This is a genomic window from Microbacterium enclense (assembly GCF_001456955.1).
In the GTDB taxonomy this organism is placed as follows: Bacteria; Actinomycetota; Actinomycetes; order Actinomycetales; family Microbacteriaceae; genus Microbacterium; species Microbacterium enclense.
Map to the genome: position 1 here is coordinate 400,311 of NZ_KQ758470.1, position 21,357 is coordinate 421,667.

Consider the following 21,357-nt stretch of genomic DNA (forward strand, 5'->3'; position numbering starts at 1 on the left):
ACACGCGTGACCACGACGGCGCCTCCTGGCCGGCAGACCTCCGACGACCAGCCCGAGCGCGGCGGACTCATCGCCCGCGTCTCGCTGGGTCGGGCGTTCCGGCCCGTGTCGAGCGAGTTCCTGCTGATCACCTCGGCCGCACTGCTGTTGACCGGCTTCGGCCTCGTGATGGTGCTGTCGGCCACCTCGGCCCTCGACAACGGACAGAGCCCGTTCGACCACGTCATGAAGCAGAGCGTGTTCGCCGTCGTCGGCATCCCGCTGATGTTCGTGCTCAGTCGCGCCCCGATGCGGTTCTGGCAGCGGATCGCGTGGCCCGCCCTCATTCTCGCGACGGCGTTCCAGCTGCTCGTGTACGTGCCCGGCCTCGGAATCGCCGCGAACGGCAACCGCAACTGGGTGGCCATCGGCGGCTTCCAGTTCCAGCCCGCGGAGTTCCTCAAGCTCACGCTGGCGCTGTGGATGGGCGCGGTGCTCTACCGCAAGCGCCGGCTGCTCACCTCGTGGGCGCACGTGTTCATCCCCGTCGTGCCGGTCTCGGTGCTCGTGATCGGCACGGTGCTCGGCGGCAAAGACCTCGGCACGGTGATGATCCTCGTGCTCGTGGTGCTGGGCGCGCTGTTCTTCGCGGGCATCAAGCTGCGCATGTTCATCCTGCCGGCCCTGCTGTCGGTGGTCGTGGTGCTGCTGTCGGCCGTCGGCAGCGAGAACCGCATGGAGCGCATCGGCAGCCTCTTCGCCCCCGATGACGCCTCGTGCTACTACTCGACGTGCTACCAGTCGCTGCACGGCATCTGGGGACTGGCGAGCGGCGGCCTGTTCGGTCTGGGACTCGGCAACTCGAAAGAGAAGTACGACTGGCTCCCCGCCGCCGCCAACGACTACATCTTCGCGATCATCGGCGAGGAGCTCGGCCTCATCGGCTGCGTCGTCGTGCTCGTGCTGTTCGCCCTGTTCGCGATCGGCGCGTTCCGCATCATCCGCCGCACCGACGACACGTTCGTGCGCATCATCGCCGGAGCGATCACCCTGTGGATCGTCGGCCAGGCACTCGTGAACATCGGCGTGGTGCTGCGCATCTTCCCCGTGCTCGGCGTCCCCCTGCCGTTCATGTCGCAGGGCGGCACGTCGCTGCTGTCGGTGCTCATCGCGTGCGGCGTGCTGCTGTCGTGTGCACGCACGCTGCCGGATCGCCGCGCCGTCGCGGAGGTCCCGGCGCGCGCCGCCGGGCGTTCCGGGCGGTCGCGGGGCTGAACCGACACCGTTCGCAGAACGGTTCGAGCCCCGCAGGCCCCTGCGCGGACCCGTCTGCCGATCGCGCCCACCGCGGCGATGCGCTCCCCGGGAGACCAGCACGCTCACCGGCCCCGACCTCGTTAGGGTCGTACGGTGACGACTTACCTCCTCGCCGGCGGCGGTACCGCCGGCCACGTCAACCCGCTCCTGGCCGTCGCCGACGGTCTTCGCGCACGCGACGCCGCCGCCGAGGTGCTCGTGCTCGGCACGCGCGAGGGACTGGAGGCCCGTCTCGTGCCGATGCGCGGCTACGAACTGCTCACCGTGGCGAAGGTGCCGTTCCCGCGTCGCCCCGACCGTGCCGCCGCGGCCTTCCCGACCCGGTTCCTCCGCGCCATCGCCCACGTGCGCCGCCTCATCCGGGCGCGCGGCGTCGACGTCGTCATCGGCTTCGGCGGGTATGCCGCCGCTCCGGCGTACCTCGCCGCGCGCCGGGAGCGCGTGCCGTTCGTCGTGCACGAGGCCAACGCCAAGCCGGGTCTGGCGAACGTGCTCGGTGCCCGCGGTGCGGCGGGCGTGGGCGTCGCGTTCGAGGGCACGCCCCTGCGCGGCGCGCGCGAGGTCGGGATGCCGCTGCGTCGCGAGATCGTCGAGCTCGACGCGGCCGCCACGCGCTCCGAGGCCGCCGCACATTTCGGACTGGATGCCGCGCGGCCAACCCTCCTCGTGTTCGGCGGCTCGCTGGGAGCCGTGCGCCTGAACACCGCGTTCGGGGGCGCCTGGCGCGACGTGCTCGACGCCGGCTGGCAGCTGTTGCACGTCACAGGACAGAACTCCGACCTGCCCGACCCGGACGCTGCGGGCTACGCCGTCGTGCGCTACGTCGACCGGATGGATCTCGCCTTCGCGCTGTCCGACCTCGTCGTCTCGCGCTCGGGTGCGGCGACCGTCAGCGAGATCAACGCCCTCGGCATCCCCGCCGTGTACGTGCCCTACGCGGTCGGCAACGGCGAGCAGAGCCTCAACGCCGCCGCCTCCGTGCGCGCGGGTGCCGCGATCCTCATCGCCGACGCCGATCTGACGCCCGAGCGCGTGCGCGGCGAGATCGTGCCACTGCTGCGCGACGACGCCCGACGCGCGGCGATGCGCGACGCAGCCGGCCGCACCGGCATCCGAACCGGCACCGAGAACGTGATCGCGCTCGTCGACGAGGCCCTGGCGCGCTGACGCCCGCGGGTCGGCTGTCGCTCACCCCGCACGGCCGACCAGAGCGGATGCCGCGTGCGCTGCCGCTGATGCCGCACCGCCGACCCGAGCGGATGCCGTGGTCGAGCTGCCGCTGATGCAGCACCGCCGACCAGAGCGGATGCCACGAGCCTTGCCACGAGAACAGGGGATGTCACCGGGAACAGGGCGTTTGCCGACGTATCGGCCTGTTCTCGTGGCATCCCCTGTTCTGGTGACGGCGGGGCCGGGCGTCCGCACCGCGCCGGCCGGCGACCGCGGCGCCGGGGGCCCGCACCGCGCCGGCGGGCCCCGGGCTGCGGCGACGCCTCGCACCATCGAATGTGGCGTCGGCGGGCCCCGCGCGACCGACGCGGGCGTGCCGGGGCGTGCGCGCAGGGTCGGCGACGTAAACTCGCAGACGCCATGATCAGACCCGACCTGAGCCTCCCCATCCCCGAGGACATCGCCTCCGCCCACTTCATCGGAATCGGCGGTTCGGGCATGTCCGGGCTCGCCCGCATGTTCCTCGACCGCGGCATCCGCGTCTCCGGCTCCGACCGCTCCGACAGCGCCGCCCTGCGCGACCTGGCGGCGCGAGGCGCCACCGTGCATGTCGGCCACGACGCCGCGCACCTCGGCGATGCCGACACGGTCGTGCACACCGGTGCCATCTGGCCCGAGAACCCCGAGTTCGTCACGGCGAAGCAGCGCGGGCTCCACGTCATCCACCGTTCGCAGGCGCTGCACTGGCTCATCGGCGGCCGCCGTCTGGTGTCGGTCGCGGGAGCCCATGGCAAGACCACTTCGACGGGCATGATCGTCACGGCGCTGCGCGCGCTGGAGATCGAGCCCACCTTCGTCAACGGGGGAGTGATCGCCGACCTCGGCGTTTCCAGCGGCACCGGGAGCGACGACCTCGTGGTGATCGAGGCCGACGAGTCCGACGGCACGTTCGAGCTGTACGACACCGCCGTCGCGCTCATCACGAACGTCGACCCCGACCACCTCGACCACTACGGCTCGCGCGATGCGTTCGACGCCGCGTTCGCCCGGTTCGCGGATGCCGCGAGCGAAGCCGTCGTCATCTCGGCCGACGACGCGGGGGCCCGCGCCGTGCGCGAGCGCATCACGCACGCGAACGTCGTCACCTTCGGCGAGGACTCCGATGCCGACGTTCGTCTCAGCGGCATCCGCACCGACGGCCCGGTGGCCTTCACGCTCACCGCCGGCGGCGAGAGCGTCGACGTGCAGCTGCGCGTCCCGGGCGCCCACAACGCGATCAACGCCGCGGGCGCGGTCGCGGTGCTCCGCGTGCTCGGCCACTCGCTCGCCGACGCGGCGCGCGCGGTCGAGGGCTTCGGCGGCACGGTGCGGCGCTTCGAGCTGCACGGGGTGCAGCAGGGCGTCAGCGTCTACGACGACTACGCGCATCACCCCACCGAGGTCGCCGCCGCGCTGTCGGCCGCCCGCACCGTCGTCGGCGAAGGACGCATCATCGCGATCCAGCAGCCCCACACGTACTCCCGCACGCAGGAGATGTTCCGCGAGTTCGCCGAGGTCCTCGAGACCCACGCCGATCACACTGTCATGCTCGACGTGTACGGCGCGCGCGAAGACCCGGTGCCCGGGGTCACGGGCGAGCTGGTCAGCGGCGCCTTCGCCGATCCCGCCCACGTGCACTACGTGCCCGACTGGCAGGCGGCGGCGGAGTACACGGCTGAGATCGCGCGCCCCGGCGACTACGTCATCACTCTCGGGTGCGGCAACGTCTACCAGATCATCCCGCAGGTGCTCGAGGCGCTCTCCCGCACCGAGGCCGCGGCGGTCTGAGCGTGAAGCGGCCCTCGCCCCTCCCGCAGCAGCCGGAGTCCGTCCGCCCCGCCCCGCGGGTCGCGCGGGCGGCCGCTCGGGATGACGCCACGGCCGAGCAGACCGCACCGGTGACGCCCCTCGCCCGTCCCGGATCGGTGGATGCCGCGGAGCAGCCGTCCGTCGGCGGCGGCGCGGGTCTTCGCGACGTGTGGCGGGCCTCGCGGGCCCGTCGACGGGTGATGAAGGCCGAGGTCAAGCGCTTCACGGTACGCAGTCGCCGTCGCCGCAACATCTGGATCGGCGTGGGCGCCGCGATCCTCGTCACCGTGGTCGGCACCGCGGGTGCGGCGTACAGTCCGCTGTTCGCGGTCGAGCGCATCGACGTCGTGGGCGCCTCGCAGCTCGATGCCGCGGCCGTCACCGAGGCGCTGAACGGGCAGCTCGGCACCCCGCTGGCGCTCGTCGACGACAGCGCCGTGAAGGCCGCCCTCGTGCGCTTCCCGCTCGTCGAGTCCTACACGCTCGAGGCGCGGCCCCCGCACGACCTCGTCGTGAACGTCGTCGAGCGCACACCGATCGGCGCGATGCAGACGGCAGCGGGCTTCACTGTGGTGGATGCCGCCGGCGTCGCCCTGTCGACGACGCCCGACGCGCCGGCGGGCCAGCCGGTCCTCGAGATCGCCGAGGGCACGGGATCGGCGGCGTTCCACGCGGCCGGTCGCGTCGTGCGCGCCCTTCCGGACGCGGTGCGATCCCAGGTGACCGGCGTCACGGCATCCACTCCCGACGACGTCACGCTGACGCTGGGCGCGTCGGGGTCGAAGGTGGTGTGGGGCAGCGCCGATCGCTCGGCCGAGAAGGCCGTCGTACTCGACCGGTTGATGCAGAAGAGCCCGCCCGATCGGGCCAAGGAATACGACGTGACGTCGCCGGAGGCGGGCGTCGTCCGCTGATCTTCGCGGCGAATATCCGACACGCCGCGTGTCGGGCGGGCGGGGTCGGATCCGCCACCTACCTTCGAGCTAAGGAATTGCATACCGGGCAATTCTTTAACCCTCAACATGAGGTTTAGAGTTTCGGGTTCGGGGACAAACGGAGGCCGGCATGAGCCACAACCAGAACTACCTCGCCGTGATCAAGGTCGTCGGTGTGGGCGGGGGCGGCGTCAACGCCGTCAACCGCATGATCGAGCTCGGCCTGCGCGGCGTGGAGTTCATCGCGATCAACACCGACGCGCAGGCGCTGCTCATGAGCGACGCCGACGTCAAGCTCGACGTGGGTCGCGAGCTCACCCGGGGACTCGGCGCGGGTGCCGACCCCGAGGTCGGCCGTCGCGCCGCCGAAGACCACGCGGAAGAGATCGAAGAGGCCCTGCGCGGCGCCGACATGGTCTTCGTCACCGCGGGCGAGGGCGGTGGCACGGGCACCGGTGGTGCGCCGGTGGTCGCCAAGATCGCCAAGTCGATCGGCGCCCTGACCATCGGTGTCGTCACCAAGCCCTTCTCGTTCGAGGGTCGCCGTCGCCAGAGCCAGGCCGAGGCCGGCGTCGGTCGCCTGAAAGAAGAGGTCGACACCCTCATCGTCGTCCCCAACGACCGCCTGCTCGAGATCAGCGATCGCGGCATCTCGATGATCGAGGCCTTCGCGACCGCCGACCAGGTGCTGCTCGCGGGTGTGCAGGGCATCACCGACCTCATCACCACCCCGGGTCTGATCAACCTCGACTTCGCCGACGTCAAGAGCGTGATGCAGGGTGCGGGCTCGGCCCTCATGGGCATCGGCTCCGCCCGTGGCGCGGACCGCGCGATCAAGGCGGCCGAGCTGGCCGTCGAGTCGCCCCTCCTCGAGGCGTCGATCGAGGGCGCGCACGGTGTGCTGCTGTCGATCCAGGGTGGCTCCAACCTCGGCATCTTCGAGATCAACGACGCCGCCCAGCTCGTCAAAGAAGCGGCCCACCCCGAGGCGAACATCATCTTCGGAACGGTCATCGACGACACCCTCGGTGACGAGGTGCGCGTCACGGTCATCGCGGCCGGATTCGACGGCGGCGAACCCTCGCTGCGCATCGATCCCGTCGCCGCCCAGCGTCCGGCATCCGCGCCCGTGCTGCCGGCGATCCCGGCCGACGACGTCGCCCGCGATCTCGACGCCGCCGAGGAGCAGAAGGCCACGACCGAGCGCGCTCCCGAGCGTCGCCCGGAGCCGGCCCCCGTCGCCGCGCGCGTCCCCGAGACCTCGTACGACAACGGCTACGCCGACGACGACCTCGACGTGCCCGACTTCCTGAAGTAAGCACGCACGATCTCTCCGACGAAAGCGGGTCCGGTCTCCACCGGGCCCGCTCTCGTCGTCGAAGGAGCCCCATGGACACCGCCCTGGCCGATCGGCTCGCCGCCGTCGACGAGCGCATCCGGGATGCCGCCCGCGTGGCGCACCGCGACGTCGCCGACATCACCCGCATCGTGGTGACGAAGTTCCATCCCGCCGCCCTCGTCGCCGAGCTCCACGCGCTCGGTGTGCGCGACGTGGGGGAGAACCGCCAGCAGGAACTCACCGCCAAGCGCGCCGAGCTCGCCGGCATCCCGGATCTGACCTGGCACTTCATCGGCCAGGCGCAGACGAACAAGGCCCGCGCTGTGCGCGCGGCGGCGGATGCCGTGCACTCGGTCGACCGCGCCCGCATCGCCGACGCGCTGGACGCCGCCGACGGCGCCGCCCCGCTCGACGTCCTGCTGCAGGTGAACCTGACCGACGACACCGGGCGCGGCGGGGTCACGCCGGAGGGCGTCGAGGAGCTCGCGGCACATGTCGCGGGACGGCCGTCGCTGCGCCTGCGGGGCGTCATGGCGGTCGCCCCCCTCGACGAAGAGCCCGCGCGCGCGTTCGAGCGGCTGCGGGCGTGCGCCGACGCCGTGCGCGCCGTCGTGCCCGACGCGCGGTGGATCTCGGCCGGGATGACGGGCGACTTCCCCGAGGCGATCGCCATGGGCGCGACACACCTGCGGATCGGCTCCGCAATCACGGGCCCGAGGCCTGCGCGCGACTAGCCTCGGACCAGACGAGCGAACGGAGGATGCGATGTCGAACCCCCTCAAGAAAACGATGGTGTACCTGGGCCTCGCCGACGAGGAAGAGACCTATGAGGAGACAGCGCCGCAGCCCATCGCGCGCAAGCAGCCCGCGCCGACTGCTGCTCCCGTCGAGAAGGCCGCGCCGGTGACCCCGCTGCACCGCCCCGCCGTGGTGCGTCAGCCCACCGCCGGGCCCGTCAGCGAGATCCTCACGGTGCACCCCAAGCAGTACCGTGACGCGCAGACGATCGCCGAGAACTTCCGCGAGGGCATTCCGGTCATCATCAACCTGTCGCAGATGAGCGACGCCGACGCGCGTCGCCTGATCGACTTCGCGAGCGGACTCTCGCTCGGGCTGTACGGCCGCATCGAGCGGGTGACGAGCAAGGTGTTCCTGCTCTCGCCCGAGAACATCGCCGTTTCCGGCGACGGTGCGATCGCGCAGGCCGACCCCGAGGTCGCGCCCTTCGCGTCCCAGTAACGCGCCGTGGCCGTGGTGAGCCTGATCGGCTCCATCCTCAGCACGATCCTGTTCATCTACATCGTGATCCTGCTCGCGCGCCTCGTGCTCGAGTACATCCCGATGTTCAACCGGGAGTGGCGCCCGCGCGGCGCCACCCTGGTGCTCGCCGAGATCGTCTACACCGTGACGGATCCGCCCATCAAGCTGATCCGGCGTGTCATCCCGCCCCTCCGCATCGGGGGCATCGCGATCGACTTCGGTTTCGCGATCGTGATGTTCGCCTGCTTCCTGCTGCTGAGCGTCACCCGCTCCCTCGCAGCCGTGTGAGCTCAGAGCCGCCGCTCTTCCGTCGGTGCTTCGACACCGGCGGAGGGCGGCGGCTATGCTGTTCCGAAGCGGTACGCCCCGGTGCGACACCCCCATCCCTTCTTCATCAGAGCTCTCGAAAGAGGAATCACCATGGCACTGACCCCCGATGACGTCGTCACCAAGCAGTTCCAGCACGTGCGCTTCAAGGAGGGCTTCGACCCCGACGAGGTCGATGACTTCCTCGACGAGATCGTCGTCGAGTGGCGCAAGACCATCGCCGAGAACGAAGAGCTGAAGAGCAAGCTCGCGGCCTACGAGTCCGGTGACGCCACCCCCGCACCCGCCGAAGCGCCCGTCTCCGAGGCCCCCGTGGCTGCCGAGCCCGTCGTCGAAGAGGCCCCGGCTCCCGTCGCGTCGACGCCGACCTCCGACCTGGAGCCCGCCGCCCAGAGCGCCGGCATCATCGAGCTCGCTCAGCGCCTGCACGACGAGCACGTCGCCGAGGGTCGCACCCAGCGCGACCAGCTCATCAGCGAGGCTCAGGCTCAGGCGGCATCCATCGTCGCCGAGGCCGAGCAGAAGGGCCGCGAAGAGCGCGCCCGTCTCGAGAAGGAGCGCACCACGCTCGAGGGCCGCATCACCGAGCTCCGCAACTTCGAGCGCGACTACCGCTCGCAGCTGCGTTCGTACATCGAGGGCCAGCTGCGCGACCTCGACACCACCGCGACGTCCTCGGGCTCGACGCCGGTGTCGGCGATCGGTCTGTAGGACGACTCTTTGCGCAGTCGATCTCCTCTGCGTCCGGCGGCGGCCGGCATCGTCATCGCGATTCTCGCGGTGCTGGTGCTGGCCGCCGACCAGTTGGCGAAGACCGTCGCCATCGACAACCTCCCCCCGGAGCGCGTCGTTCCGGTCCTGGGCGACGCCCTGCAGTTCTACCTCGTCCGAAACCCCGGGGCGGCGTTCTCGCTCGGCGAGGGCGTGACGTGGATCTTCACGATCGCGCTGGCGGTCGTCGCCGGCGTCATCGTCTTCTTGGCGGTGCGTCGTGTGCGTTCGCGCCTCTGGGCCGTCGTCCTGGGCCTTCTTCTGGGCGGCGTCCTCGGAAACCTCACCGACCGACTCGTTCGCGAGCCCGGATTCCCGGTCGGCCATGTCGTCGATTTCATCTCCACGCCGTGGATGATGCCCGCCATCTACAACGTCGCCGACATCTTCATCGTCTCGATGATGATCTCGGTCGCCATCCTCGTGCTCGCGGGACTCCGCCTCGACGGAACGCGGGAGACCCGCTCGTCGCGGGCGGCCGATGACGGCGCCGATGTGGAGCCGTCGCCCGAGACCGGCACCCGCTGACATGGAATCGCGCAGCCTCCCCGTCCCCGACGGGCTCGACGGAACACGCATCGACCAGGCGCTCGCCAAGATGCTCGGGTTCTCGCGCACGTTCGCGGCCGACGTCGCCGATGCCGGCGGCGTGAGCGTCGACGGTCGCACCGTCGGTCGGTCCGATCGCCTGCGCGCGGGCAGCTGGCTCCTGGTCGAGTGGGAACCCAAGCGCGATCCCGAGATCGTGCCGGTCGCGGTTCCCGACCTCGGCATCGTGCACGACGACGACGACATCGTCGTGGTCGACAAGCCCGCCGGCGTCGCCGCGCATCCCTCGCTCGGGTGGGAGGGCACGACGGTCCTCGGGGCTCTGGCCGCCGCCGGCTTCCGCATCGCCACGAGCGGCCCCGCCGAGCGCCGTGGCGTGGTGCACCGCCTCGATGCGGGCACGAGCGGCCTGATGGTCGTGGCGAAGACCGAGCGCGCCTACACGTTGCTCAAGAGCGCCTTCAAAGAGCGCGAGGTCGAGAAGATCTACCACGCCGTCGTGCAGGGCCACCCCGATCCGCTCGCGGGCACCATCGACGCGCCGATCGGTCGGCATCCGCACCATTCGTGGAAGTTTGCGGTCACCCCCGACGGCAAGGACTCGGTGACCCACTACGAGACGCTCGAGGCCTTCCCGCGCGCGTCGCTCCTCGAGATCCATCTCGAGACCGGTCGCACCCACCAGATCCGCGTGCACATGGCCGCTCATCGTCACCCCTGCGCGGGCGATCCGCTGTACGGCGGCGATCCCACCCTGTCGGCGCGGCTGGGGTTGACCCGGCAGTGGCTGCACGCGCACCGGCTCGCCTTCACGCACCCCGGCACGGGGGAGTGGGTGTCGTTCGAATCGCCGTACCCGGCCGATCTGGCGCACGCACTCGACGTGCTCGGCGACGGCGTCTGAGACCGGACCAGCGGGCGGGTCGACGCCCCGGCGGCGCCCGTTTCGCATCCTGACGGTCAGCGTCCGCCCGCGAAACGCGTCGGCCCGGCGCTCAGCGCCGCCCGCACCCGCGCCACCATCTCGGCATCCAAGATCTCCTCGATCTCCGAGACCGGATGCCACCCCACCTCGGTCATCTCGCCGTCCACCGGCACGGGGTCGCCCGAGACCCAGGTGCACGCGAACGTCAGGTCGAGGTAATCGCTCTGATCGCCGTTGGCGTAGGTGACGCGGGGGATCTGGTGCACCCAGGCCAGTCTCTCGGCCCGGATGCGCACGCCGGCCTCCTCCTCCGCCTCGCGCACCGCCGCGTCCGCGGGCTCCTCCCCGGGGTCGACGATGCCGGTGATCGGCGTGAGCCGTCCGGTGTCGCTGCGCCGGCCGAGGAGCACCCGGTCGTCGCGCACGATGACGGCGGTCACCCCCACGAGGGCGAGAGGGGCGGTGCCGACGTGTCGGCGCAGTTCGAGCACGAATTCCGGGGTGGGCACGCGCCCACCGTAGCGGAGCCGCGCGCGGAGGTCGGCGCCGACTGGGCGTCCGCCGCGAACATCCGGGGGCGATGTCGGAGGCCGAACGTACACTCGATACGTGGCAGCAGACTCCTTCGTTCACCTTCACGTGCACAGCGAGTATTCGATGCTCGACGGCGCGGCGCGCATCGGCCCGATGGTCCAAGAGGCCGTCAAACAGGGCATGCCCGCGATCGCCGTGACCGATCACGGCAACACCTTCGCCGCCTACGAGTTCTACAAGACCGCGAAAGACGCGGGCATCAAGCCGATCATCGGCATCGAGGCCTACGTCACCCCCGGCACGCACCGCTCCGACAAGACGCGCGTCCGCTGGGGATCGCCCGAACAGCAGAGCGACGACGTCTCGGGGTCGGGTGCGTACACGCACATGACGTTGCTGTCCGAGACGACCGAGGGCATGCACAACCTGTTCCGCCTGTCGTCGAGGGCGAGCATGGAGGGGTACTACTTCAAGCCGCGTATGGATCGTGAGCTGCTGCAGACCTACAGCAAGGGTCTGATCGCGACGACGGGCTGCCCCTCCGGCGAGGTGCAGACCCGCCTGCGGCTGGGGCAGTACGAGGCCGCCCGTGCCGCGGCGGCCGAGTTCCAAGACATCTTCGGCAAAGAGAACTACTTCGCCGAGATCATGGACCACGGGCTCTCGATCGAGCGTCGGGTCATGGGCGACCTGCTCAAGATCTCGAAAGACCTCGGCATCCCCCTCGTCGGCACGAACGACCTGCACTACACGCACCAGCACGATGCCACGAGCCACGCCGCCCTGCTGTGCGTGCAGTCGGGGTCGACGCTCGACGACCCGAAGCGCTTCAAGTTCGACGGCGACGGCTACTACGTCAAGTCGCCCGCCGAGATGCGACAGGTCTTCCGCGACAACCTCGAGGCGTGCGACAACACGCTGCTCATCGCCGAGCGGTGCGACGTCGCGTTCGACACCTCGGCCAACTACATGCCGCGCTTCCCCGTCCCTCCGGGCGAGACCGAGGGGAGCTGGATGATCAAAGAGGTCGAGAACGGCCTTCACGACCGCTACCCCGGCGGCATCCCCGACGACGTGCGCAAGCAGGCCGAGTACGAGACCGACGTCATCCTGCAGATGGGTTTTCCGGGCTACTTCCTCGTCGTCGCCGACTTCATCAACTGGGCCAAGCGCAACGGCATCCGCGTCGGTCCCGGCCGTGGCTCGGGCGCCGGGTCGATGGTGGCCTACGCGATGAAGATCACCGACCTCGACCCGCTGCAGCACGGGCTCATCTTCGAGCGCTTCCTCAACCCCGACCGCGTGTCCATGCCCGACTTCGACGTCGATTTCGACGACCGTCGTCGCGGCGAGGTCATCCAGTACGTGACCGAGAAGTACGGCGACGAGCGCGTGGCGCAGATCGTCACCTACGGCACCATCAAGGCGAAGCAGGCGCTGAAAGACGCCGGCCGCGTGCTGGGCTTCCCGTTCAGCATGGGCGACAAGCTCACCAAGGCCATGCCGCCCGCGGTGATGGGCAAAGACATGCCGCTCGACGGCATGTTCAACCCCGAGCACCCGCGCTACAAAGAGGCGAGCGAGTTCCGCACGCTCATCGAGACCGACGCCGAGGCCAAGACGGTCTTCGACACCGCGCTGGGTCTCGAGAACCTCAAGCGCCAGTGGGGTGTGCACGCGGCCGGCGTGATCATGTCGAGCGAACCGTTGATCGACATCATCCCGATCATGCGTCGCGAGCAAGACGGCCAGATCGTCACGCAGTTCGACTACCCGGCGTGCGAATCGCTCGGGCTGATCAAGATGGACTTCCTGGGGCTGCGCAACCTCACCATCATCAACGACGCCCTCGACAACATCGAGGCCAACCGCGGCCACCCGCTCGTGCTCGAAGACCTCGCCCTCGACGACGCGGCGTCGTACGAGCTCCTCGCCCGCGGCGACACGCTGGGCGTCTTCCAGCTCGACGGCGGCCCGATGCGCTCGCTCCTGCGTCTCATGCGCCCCGACAACTTCGAAGACATCTCGGCCGTGCTCGCGCTGTACCGTCCCGGCCCCATGGGCGTGAACTCGCACATCAACTACGCGCTGCGCAAGAACAAGCAGCAGGAGATCGAGCCGATCCACCCCGAGCTCGAAGAGCCCCTGGCCGACATCCTCGACACCACCTACGGTCTCATCGTCTATCAGGAGCAGGTGATGGCGGTGGCCCAGCGGGTCGCCGGGTACACGCTCGGTCAGGCCGACCTGCTGCGCCGCGCGATGGGCAAGAAGAAGAAGAGCGAGCTCGACAAGCAGAAAGAGATCTTCTTCGGCGGCATGACCGAGCGCGGGTTCGGCGACGTCGCCCAGCAGACGCTGTGGAAGGTGCTCGAGTCCTTCGCCGACTACGCCTTCAACAAGGCGCACACCGCCGCCTACGGACTCGTGTCGTACTGGACGGCGTATCTCAAGGCGCACTATCCCGCCGAGTACATGGCCGCCCTGCTGACCAGCGTCGGCGACTCGAAAGACAAGATGGCGGTGTACCTCAACGAGTGCCGTCGCATGGGCATCAAAGTGCTGCCGCCAGACGTCAACGAGTCCATCCGCTTCTTCGCGGCCGTCGGCGAAGACATCCGCTTCGGTCTGGGCGCTGTCCGCAACGTCGGCACCAACGTCGTCGACGGCATCGTCGCCGCCCGCCAGGATGCCGCCTACACGTCGTTCCACGACTTCCTGTCGAAGGTCCCGGTACACGTCGCCAACAAGCGCACCGTCGAATCGCTCATCAAGGCCGGGGCGTTCGATTCGCTGGGATCCACCCGTCGCGCGCTGATCGAGGTGCACGAAGACGCGTGCGAGGGCGCGGTGCTCGACAAGCGTCGCGAGGCGAACGGCGAGGTCGGGTTCGACTTCGATTCGCTGTGGGACGAACCGCAGCAGGTCGTCAAGGTGCCCGAGCGACCCGAATGGACGAAGAAAGACAAATTGGCGTTCGAGCGCGAGATGCTCGGACTCTACGTCTCCGACCACCCTCTCGCGGGTCTCGAAGTGCCCCTGGCAAAACACGCATCGACGTCCATCCACGACCTCCTCGCATCCGAAGACGTGCAGGACGGCGACCAGGTCACCGTGGCGGGGCTCCTCACGAGCGTCCAGCACCGTGTCGCCAAGCAGAGCGGCAACCCCTACGGCATGGTGACCGTCGAGGACTTCAACGGCGAGGTGACCGTGATGTTCATGGGCAAGACGTATGCCGAGTTCGCACCGATCCTGCAGGGCGACGCGATCATGGTCGTGCGCGGCCGGGTGTCGCGGCGCGACGACGGGTTGAACCTCCACGCGCAGAGCGCGTTCGTGCCCGATCTCGAAGGACTCGACGAGTCGGGCGGGCTCACGCTCGTCGTCCCCGAGCAGCGCGCCAACGAGGCGCTTGTCGGTGAGCTCGCCGAGATGCTGCGCCGGCACTCCGGCTCCACCGAGGTGGTGCTGAAACTGCACAAGGGAGGCACGGCGAAGGTCTTCGAAGTGCCGATGCCGGTGCGCGTGACGGCCGATCTGTTCGGGGAGCTGAAGGGCCTCCTGGGCCCGAACTGCCTCGGCTGAATCGTCCTCGTCGTTTCCGCTGCAAGCCCAGCGGATGCCGAAGAGCCCGTGACTAGGATGACCAGGCGCTCCGGCGCCCTGGTGAAAGGATCATCGTGACCGATCAGACCCCCCACGACGGGATCACGCCCGACGATCGTGAGCGTCTCGCCGCCTCCGCCGACGAGACAGCCGACCGCGACCGCCCCGTCTCCGCCGTGCGCGCCGAGGAGCACCGCTCCGTTCCGGCGTCGGCGCACGCCAACTCCGGTTCCCACGACAGGAACGACAGCCCCACCGGCCGGGCCCCGCAGTACGGGGTCGGTCCGTTCTCCGTCCGCGAGGTCGCACTGCTCGGTATCTGGGTGGTCGCGTTCTTCGTCTCGTTCTTCCGCACGAACCTCCTCGACTCGCCGTCGGGAGTGCTCGTCGGCGGTGTCAACGTCTGGCTGTCGGGCCTGTGGTGGATCCCCACGATCGCGCTGCCGACCGTCGCCGTCGGTCTGCTGGTGCTGCGTCGCCTCTCGCCCCAAGGAATCCGCCGCGTCGGCTCGCTCGGCATCGACCAGTTCGCCTCCGTCGCCTTCACCGTCTCGGCGCTGGTGTGGATCGCGTGGGTCTGGGACACCGTCGTCGTCTTCGACGAGACCGGTATCTGGACGCGCTCGTGGGTCATCTGGGTCGAGGCCGTCGTGCTGCTCGCCGGTGTCGTCCTCACCGTCTTCGCACCCCTCATCCCCCCGTTCTCCCAGGACTTCCGCGACCGCGAAGACGTCCCGGCGCACCGCAACGCCCGTCCGATCCGTCCCGTCGTCGCCCGTCCGCGTGCGCCGCGCCCGCCGGCGCGCAGCCACAGCGGACATCGCGCGCCGCAGGCGGGGGAGGAGCACACGGCCGTCCACGACGACGCGCCCACCCCCGGGAGCTACACGGGGTCGACCGACCTCGCGCACGATGACGCCGCCCCGCGCACGACGGTGCTGCCAGCGCACGCCGCCGACGACAACGACACCGACGTCTTCGCCCCGCTTCGCGCCGGGCGCGACGAGGACCGCCACGACGAGAGCCCGCGTGTCGAGTTCACTCACGACGAGCACCGCGACGACTCCGACCGCGACGGCCACGGCGCCGCCCGCTCCGCGAGCGAGACGGCGTACGGACGCGAGGATGCCGTTGGCGACCGCCACGACGAGCGGGAGCACGCGCACGCACAGGCGTTCTGGGCTCTCGCGCCCGTCGAACGCGAGGTCGTCGACGACTACGGCACGCCGATCTTCCGCATCGGTCCGACCGCGTGGGCGCTCGTCGTCGAGGATCGCGGTGAGACCTTCGTCGTGCGTCACGACGACGGCCGTATCGGCTACCTGCACGACGTCTCCGGCGTCACGCGCGGCTGATCGCCGTCCGCGAGCCGCCCGCCGCACGCGGGCGGCTCGCGGACGGGCGCGTTTGCCGTCAGGCCGACGCCGCACCGGGCGAGACCGCGAGCAGACGACGGCCCGGCGTCCGTGGGCCGACGCTGGGCGCCGCCCGCAGGCCGTTCGGCTCCCGCCGCCCGCGAGCTGCCCGCGGAACACCGCCCACGAGCCGTGGGGCTCCCCACCGCCCGCGGGTTTTTCGGCTCCCCGCGTCCCGCCGGTCCTCGTTTCCCGCCGCTCGCGAGCCTTTCCGGCTCCCCGCTTCCCGCCGGCCCTCGACTCCCCGCCACCCGCCAGCCCCCGGCTGAACACCGCCTGCGAGCCGCCCGCGACGCGCGAGGCGGCGCGAGGACGGCCGGTAACCTGGACGCATGCTCCGCACGATCGATCTCCGCGGCCGCGTGCTCTCGCCGGCCGAGCTCCTCGCGGTGGTTCCCCGCGCCGACGCCGCGCGCGACGAGGCCCTGGCCACGGCCGCGCGTCTGGTCGACGACGTCGCCCACCGCGGCGAAGAGGCGCTGCGCGAGCAGGCCGCGCGTTTCGACCGGGTGAGCGACCACGCCATCCGCGTCCCCGCCGACCACCTCGCCGAGGCTCTGCGAGACCTCGCCCCCGAGATCCGCGCGGCTCTCGAAGCCGCGATCGAGCGCGTGCGCACGGCATCCGCCGCCCAGGTGCCCGCCCCAGTCGTCACCGAGCTCGGCGCCGGCGCCCGCGTCACCCAGCGGTGGCAGCCGGTCCGTCGCGTCGGACTGTACGTTCCCGGCGGCAAGGCGGTCTATCCGTCCAGCGTCGTGATGAACGTCGTCCCCGCTCAGGTCGCCGGCGTGCGCGAGGTCGCGCTCGCATCTCCTCCCCAGGCCGAGTTCGGCGGGCGTGTGCACCCGGTCATCCTCGCCGCCGCCCGCCTGCTCGGGGTGACCGAGGTCTACGCGATGGGCGGAGCCGGTGCCATCGGCGCGTTCGCGCACGGGGTGTCCGAGATCGGCCTCGACCCGGTCGACGTCGTCACCGGGCCGGGCAACAACTTCGTTGCATCCGCGAAGCGGGCCGTGGCCGGCCGGGTCGGCACGGACTCCGAGGCCGGCGCCACCGAGATCCTCGTCGTGGCCGACGGCACCGCCGCCCCTGCTCTGATCGCCGTCGACCTGGTGAGCCAGGCCGAACACGACGAGCAGGCGTCGGCCGTGCTGGTGACCGACTCCGCTGCCCTCGCCGACGCCGTGCAGGCGGCGCTCCCCGCGCGCGTGGACGCGACCCGTCACAGCGAGCGGGTGACCGCGGCCTTCCACGGCCCGCAGTCGGCCGTCGTGCTCGTCGACGACATCGCGCAGGCGACGGCATTCAGCAACGCGTACGCCCCGGAGCACCTCGAGCTGCACCTCGCCGACCCGCGTCCCGAGGACTTCGTGAACGCGGGGGCGGTCTTCGTCGGTCCGTACACGCCCGTGAGCCTCGGCGACTACCTCGCCGGCAGCAACCACGTGCTCCCCACCGGTGGTCAGGCGCGGTACGGTTCCGGCCTGTCGGCGGCGACGTTCCTGCGGCCCCAGCAGGTCGTGGAGTACGACCGCGCGGCGCTGTCCGAGGTGCGGGATGCCATCGTCATCCTCGCCGAGGCGGAAGCGCTCCCCGCGCACGGTGAGGCCGTCACGGCCCGTTTCGAGGCGTAGTCGTGCATTGCCCCTTCTGCCGCAACCCGGACTCCCGCGTCATCGACTCGCGCACGAGCGACGACGGTCTCAGCATCCGCCGTCGTCGGCAGTGCCCGAAGTGCGGTGGTCGTTTCTCGACGGTCGAGACAGCGAGCCTCAACGTCATCAAGCGCTCCGGCGTGGTCGAGCCGTTCAGCCGCGAGAAGGTCATGTCGGGCGTCCGCAAGGCCTGCCAGGGACGGCCGGTGACCGACGCGGATCTGGCGGTGCTCGCCCAGCGTGTGGAGGAGGCGATCCGACAGACCGGGTCGTCGCAGATCGAGGCGAACGAGATCGGGCTGTCGATCCTCGGTCCGCTCCGTGACCTCGACGAGGTCGCGTATCTCCGTTTCGCGAGCGTCTACCAGGCCTTCGACTCGCTCGACGATTTCGACGCGGCCATCGCGCAGCTGCGCGCCGATCACGCCCATCGCGCTGCCGCCACCGTGAACGACGAGGTCGACGGGCGTCCAGTAGCCTGACGGTGATGTATCCCCTTCTCTTCCGCACGGTTCTCACCCGCTTCGATCCCGAGTTCGCGCACCACCTCGGCGCCCTCGTCATCCGCGCCGCGGGCGTCGAGCCGGTGGCATCCGTCGTCCGGCGTTTCACGGCGCCGACGCCCGACCAGCGTGTGCACGCGCTCGGGCTCGACTTCGCCTCGCCGTTCGGCGTCGCGGCGGGTTTCGACAAGAACGTGACGATGGGGCGGGGCCTGGGAGCCCTCGGCTTCGGCCACGTGGAGGTCGGCACCGTCACGGCGCTGCCGCAACCGGGCAACCCCAAGCCGCGCCTGTTCCGCCTGGTCGCCGACCGCGCGGTCGTCAACCGCATGGGCTTCAACAACGACGGCGCCGCTGCCGCCGCGGCCAAGCTCCGCCGCCTTCGTCGATCGCGGACGTGTCCGGTGATCGGCGTCAACATCGGCAAGAGCCGTGTGGTCGCCGTCGAAGACGCCACCACCGACTACGTGCGCAGCGCGAAGCTGCTGGCGCCTCTCGCCGACTACCTGGTGGTCAACGTGTCGTCGCCGAACACCCCCGGTCTGCGCGGGCTGCAGGCGGTCGAGACGCTGCGTCCGCTGCTGACGGCCATACGGGACGCCGCCGGTGCGACGCCGCTGCTGGTGAAGATCGCGCCCGACCTCGACGACGCCGAGGTGCAGGACATCGCCCGCCTCGCCGTCGACGCCGGTCTCTCGGGGATCATCGCGACCAACACCACGATCGAACGTTCCGGACTGCGCACGGATGCCGCGACGGTCGAGGCCGCGGGTGTCGGCGGCCTTTCCGGTGCCCCGCTGAAGGCACGCGCGAGCGAGGTCCTGCGGCTCGTCCGCGAGGCCGTTCCGGCGGACTTCGTCGTGATCTCGGCCGGGGGAGTGGAGACCGCCGACGATGTGCGCGAGCGCCTCGCGGCGGGCGCCACTCTGGTGCAGGGGTACACGGGCTTCCTGTACCGCGGTCCGCTGTGGGCGCGACAGATCAACCGCGGCCTCGCGCGCACCCGCTGACCCGCCCCGCCGTCGCCGTCCCGGCACACGCCCGCCCCGCACCCGCTGACCCGCGCGCCGCGCGAGCGGCCTCGGGGCTCCGGTCTCGGAACGGGCCGACGGGCGGGGAGAACAGAAACGGCGCGCCCGAAGGCGCGCCGTTCCCGACGATTCGAGGGGCCGATCAGACCGGGTACTGCCCGCGCTTGACCTGCGCCTTGGGCAGACGCATGAAGCGCATCTGCACGGTGCGCATCGCCGCGTACCAGCCGAGGCCCTTCTCGAGCTTGCTCTCGCCGAACTTCTCCTTCGCGGCCTTCTTGACGCGGATGGAGGTGATGATCATGTCGCCGACGACGAACAGGATGAAGATCCACAGCGCCACGAACGACCAGTACTGGAAGATCGACATGGGGATCAGGGTCGCGACGATGACGAGCACCATGAAGGGCATGACGCCCTCACCGAGATGCCAGCCGGCATCCACGAAGTCGCGCGCGAATCGGCGCTGCGGCCCGCGATCGCGCACCGGGAGGTAGCGCTCCTCGCCGGCGGCCATGCCGATGCGCGCCTTCTCGCGCTGGGCGGCGAGCTCGGCGCGGGCGCGCGCCTTCGCCTCCTTGGTGTCGGGTACGAGGGGCCGCTTGCGCGCGGCCTCCTGCTCGGCTCGCGACGGGGTCGCGCGCCCCTTGCCCGTGCCGATCTCCGTCGGGTCGACGGGGGTGTCGTTGGGAGCGGGGGCGGGAGACTTTGCCACGGGAGACCTCGGAAGTTCGCTGATCGGGAGATTTAAGATTACCCGCATGACCCTCGACCTGTCCCGGCAGGACGCTGTGCAAAAAGCAGCGGACGCCGGCATCCCCGCCGCCCTCGCCGATCTCGGCTCGCTCGTTCGCATCCCCTCGATCGCATGGCCTGCGTTCGACCAGTCCGCCCTGGTGAAGAGCGCCGACGCCGTCGCGGCCCTCCTCGAGGGCACGGGCGTCTTCGACACGGTGAAGGTCGCTCGGGCCGCGATCCCCGGTACCGACGAGACGGGGCAGCCCGCCGTGCTCGCCTCCCGTGCCGCGCGCAACGGACGCCCGACCGTACTGCTGTACGCGCACCACGACGTGCAGCCCCCCGGAGACGAGGCGCTGTGGGACTCCCCGCCCTTCCAGCCCACCGTCCGCGACGGTCGCCTCTACGGACGCGGTGCCGCCGACGACAAGGCCGGGATCATGGCGCACGTCGGCGCCATCCGGGCCGTGGCCGAGGTGCTCGGTGACGACCTCGACCTGGGACTGGCCGTCTTCATCGAGGGGGAGGAGGAGTACGGTTCCCGGTCCTTCGCCCAGTTCCTCGCCGACAACGCCGATGTGCTCCGCTCCGACGTCATCGTCGTCGCCGACTCCGGCAACTGGGACGAGCGCACCCCGGGTCTCACCGTGTCGCTGCGCGGCAACGCGCGCTTCACGCTGACCGTCCGCACCCTCGCGCACGCATCGCACTCGGGCATGATGGGCGGCGCGGTCCCGGATGCCATGCTCGCCACCGTCAAGCTGCTCGCGACCCTGTGGGACGATGACGGCGCGGTCGCGGTCGATGGGCTCGCCGTACGCGACGCCGAGACCCCCACCTATGACGAGACCACCCTGCGTGAGGAGTCCGGACTGCTCGAGGGCGTCCGGCCCATCGGTCGGGACTCGATCCTCAGCCGCATCTGGAACAAGCCGTCGGTCACGATCACCGGATGGGATGCCACGCCCGTGGCGTCGGCATCCAACACCCTCGCTTCCGAGACGAGCGTCGTCATCAGCGCGCGCGTCGCGCCCGGTCAGGATGCCGAGCAGGCCTTCGCCGCGATCGAGAAGCACCTTCGCGCGCACGCGCCGTTCGGTGCCCACCTGGAGTTCAGCGACGTCGACTGCGGCGACTCGTTCCTCGTCGACACGAGCGGCTGGGCGGTCGGTGAGGCGCGCGCGGCCTTCGCCGACGGCTACGGCGTCGATTCCGTCGACGTCGGCATCGGCGGCTCGATCCCCTTCATCTCCGACCTCGTGCGGGAGTTCCCGGCGGCGCAGATCCTCGTGACGGGGGTCGAAGACCCGCACGCCCGGGCGCATAGCCCGAACGAGTCCCTGCACCTCGACACGTTCCGCAACGCCCTGGTCTCAGAGGCGCTGCTTCTGGCGCGGCTGAACGAACGCACCATCTGACGGGGCCGCGGGGGCGGGATCGGCGTAGACTCGA

General features: G+C 70.6%; 19 protein-coding genes. 17 read left to right on the top strand and 2 right to left on the bottom strand.

Annotated elements, in window-relative coordinates; translation table 11 throughout:
- The first annotated feature begins 6 nt into the window (after nt 1-6).
- The 11 genes from ftsW to AS029_RS09820 all read left to right on the top strand — a co-directional run bounded on the left by ftsW (nt 7) and on the right by AS029_RS09820 (nt 10,399).
- Entirely contained in the window at nt 7-1,254 is a 1,248-nt protein-coding gene (ftsW, locus tag AS029_RS09770) for a putative lipid II flippase FtsW (RefSeq protein ID WP_058232389.1), read from the top strand.
- Between the two features lie 135 nt (nt 1,255-1,389).
- Nucleotides 1,390-2,463, top strand: a complete 1,074-nt coding sequence (locus AS029_RS09775; protein WP_058232390.1) for a UDP-N-acetylglucosamine--N-acetylmuramyl-(pentapeptide) pyrophosphoryl-undecaprenol N-acetylglucosamine transferase — start codon at nt 1,390-1,392, stop codon at nt 2,461-2,463.
- 423 nt (nt 2,464-2,886) lie between these two features.
- Nucleotides 2,887-4,293: a UDP-N-acetylmuramate--L-alanine ligase gene (gene murC, locus AS029_RS09780; protein ID WP_058232391.1), complete on the top strand. Its 1,407-nt coding sequence runs from the start codon at nt 2,887-2,889 to the stop codon at nt 4,291-4,293.
- Nucleotides 4,294-4,295: 2 nt separating this feature from the next.
- Nucleotides 4,296-5,228, top strand: coding sequence for an FtsQ-type POTRA domain-containing protein (locus AS029_RS09785; protein ID WP_058232392.1), 933 nt, complete (start codon nt 4,296-4,298; stop codon nt 5,226-5,228).
- 151 nt (nt 5,229-5,379) lie between these two features.
- Complete coding sequence (ftsZ, locus tag AS029_RS09790) at nt 5,380-6,567, top strand: cell division protein FtsZ (RefSeq protein WP_058232393.1); 1,188 nt, start codon at nt 5,380-5,382, stop codon at nt 6,565-6,567.
- Between the two features lie 71 nt (nt 6,568-6,638).
- Complete coding sequence (locus tag AS029_RS09795; protein WP_058232394.1) at nt 6,639-7,322, top strand: YggS family pyridoxal phosphate-dependent enzyme; 684 nt, start codon at nt 6,639-6,641, stop codon at nt 7,320-7,322.
- Between the two features lie 31 nt (nt 7,323-7,353).
- The gene (locus AS029_RS09800) at nt 7,354-7,827 is read left to right on the top strand and encodes a cell division protein SepF (RefSeq protein WP_058232395.1); all 474 of its coding nucleotides are present in this window, start codon (nt 7,354-7,356) and stop codon (nt 7,825-7,827) included.
- 6 nt (nt 7,828-7,833) lie between these two features.
- Nucleotides 7,834-8,136, top strand: a complete 303-nt coding sequence (locus AS029_RS09805; protein ID WP_058232396.1) for a YggT family protein — start codon at nt 7,834-7,836, stop codon at nt 8,134-8,136.
- A 132-nt stretch (nt 8,137-8,268) separates the two neighbouring features.
- On the top strand, nt 8,269-8,886 hold the full coding sequence (locus AS029_RS09810; RefSeq protein WP_058232397.1) for a DivIVA domain-containing protein: 618 nt from the start codon (nt 8,269-8,271) through the stop codon (nt 8,884-8,886).
- 9 nt (nt 8,887-8,895) lie between these two features.
- Complete coding sequence (gene lspA / locus AS029_RS09815; protein ID WP_058232398.1) at nt 8,896-9,474, top strand: signal peptidase II; 579 nt, start codon at nt 8,896-8,898, stop codon at nt 9,472-9,474.
- A 1-nt stretch (nt 9,475) separates the two neighbouring features.
- Entirely contained in the window at nt 9,476-10,399 is a 924-nt protein-coding gene (locus tag AS029_RS09820; protein ID WP_058232399.1) for an RluA family pseudouridine synthase, read from the top strand.
- A gap of 56 nt (nt 10,400-10,455) precedes the next feature.
- Here the strand turns inward: AS029_RS09820 and AS029_RS09825 are convergent, their stop codons facing one another.
- Complete coding sequence (locus AS029_RS09825; RefSeq protein ID WP_058232400.1) at nt 10,456-10,929, bottom strand: NUDIX hydrolase; 474 nt, start codon at nt 10,927-10,929, stop codon at nt 10,456-10,458.
- 100 nt (nt 10,930-11,029) lie between these two features.
- Here AS029_RS09825 and dnaE point away from each other — a divergent pair, with 100 nt between their 5' ends.
- The 5 genes from dnaE to AS029_RS09850 all read left to right on the top strand — a co-directional run bounded on the left by dnaE (nt 11,030) and on the right by AS029_RS09850 (nt 19,146).
- Nucleotides 11,030-14,542 (top strand): DNA polymerase III subunit alpha, encoded by a 3,513-nt coding sequence (gene dnaE / locus AS029_RS09830; protein ID WP_074615905.1) that lies wholly within the window; start codon nt 11,030-11,032, stop codon nt 14,540-14,542.
- 95 nt (nt 14,543-14,637) lie between these two features.
- The gene (locus AS029_RS09835; protein ID WP_058232401.1) at nt 14,638-15,918 is read left to right on the top strand and encodes a hypothetical protein; all 1,281 of its coding nucleotides are present in this window, start codon (nt 14,638-14,640) and stop codon (nt 15,916-15,918) included.
- Between the two features lie 392 nt (nt 15,919-16,310).
- Entirely contained in the window at nt 16,311-17,612 is a 1,302-nt protein-coding gene (gene hisD / locus AS029_RS09840) for a histidinol dehydrogenase (protein WP_058232402.1), read from the top strand.
- A 2-nt stretch (nt 17,613-17,614) separates the two neighbouring features.
- Entirely contained in the window at nt 17,615-18,115 is a 501-nt protein-coding gene (nrdR, locus tag AS029_RS09845) for a transcriptional regulator NrdR (protein WP_058232403.1), read from the top strand.
- Between the two features lie 5 nt (nt 18,116-18,120).
- Complete coding sequence (locus AS029_RS09850) at nt 18,121-19,146, top strand: quinone-dependent dihydroorotate dehydrogenase (protein WP_058232491.1); 1,026 nt, start codon at nt 18,121-18,123, stop codon at nt 19,144-19,146.
- Between the two features lie 163 nt (nt 19,147-19,309).
- Here AS029_RS09850 and AS029_RS09855 read toward each other — a convergent pair whose 3' ends face one another.
- The gene (locus tag AS029_RS09855; protein WP_058232404.1) at nt 19,310-19,882 is read right to left on the bottom strand and encodes a DUF3043 domain-containing protein; all 573 of its coding nucleotides are present in this window, start codon (nt 19,880-19,882) and stop codon (nt 19,310-19,312) included.
- Nucleotides 19,883-19,928: 46 nt separating this feature from the next.
- Here AS029_RS09855 and AS029_RS09860 point away from each other — a divergent pair, with 46 nt between their 5' ends.
- The gene (locus tag AS029_RS09860) at nt 19,929-21,323 is read left to right on the top strand and encodes a dipeptidase (protein ID WP_058232405.1); all 1,395 of its coding nucleotides are present in this window, start codon (nt 19,929-19,931) and stop codon (nt 21,321-21,323) included.
- Nucleotides 21,324-21,357: the final 34 nt, after the last annotated feature.

Excerpts from the sequence above, each read along its gene's own strand:
- AS029_RS09820 (WP_058232399.1), top strand. The coding sequence starts at position 9,476 with ATGGAATCGCGCAGCCTCCCCGTCCCCGACGGGCTCGACGGAACACGC.
- ftsZ (WP_058232393.1), top strand. The coding sequence starts at position 5,380 with ATGAGCCACAACCAGAACTACCTCGCCGTGATCAAGGTCGTCGGTGTG.
- AS029_RS09800 (WP_058232395.1), top strand. The coding sequence starts at position 7,354 with ATGTCGAACCCCCTCAAGAAAACGATGGTGTACCTGGGCCTCGCCGAC.
- AS029_RS09795 (WP_058232394.1), top strand. The coding sequence starts at position 6,639 with ATGGACACCGCCCTGGCCGATCGGCTCGCCGCCGTCGACGAGCGCATC.
- AS029_RS09850 (WP_058232491.1), top strand. The coding sequence starts at position 18,121 with ATGTATCCCCTTCTCTTCCGCACGGTTCTCACCCGCTTCGATCCCGAG.
- murC (WP_058232391.1), top strand. The coding sequence starts at position 2,887 with ATGATCAGACCCGACCTGAGCCTCCCCATCCCCGAGGACATCGCCTCC.
- hisD (WP_058232402.1), top strand. The coding sequence starts at position 16,311 with ATGCTCCGCACGATCGATCTCCGCGGCCGCGTGCTCTCGCCGGCCGAG.
- AS029_RS09860 (WP_058232405.1), top strand. The coding sequence starts at position 19,929 with ATGACCCTCGACCTGTCCCGGCAGGACGCTGTGCAAAAAGCAGCGGAC.
- AS029_RS09810 (WP_058232397.1), top strand. The coding sequence starts at position 8,269 with ATGGCACTGACCCCCGATGACGTCGTCACCAAGCAGTTCCAGCACGTG.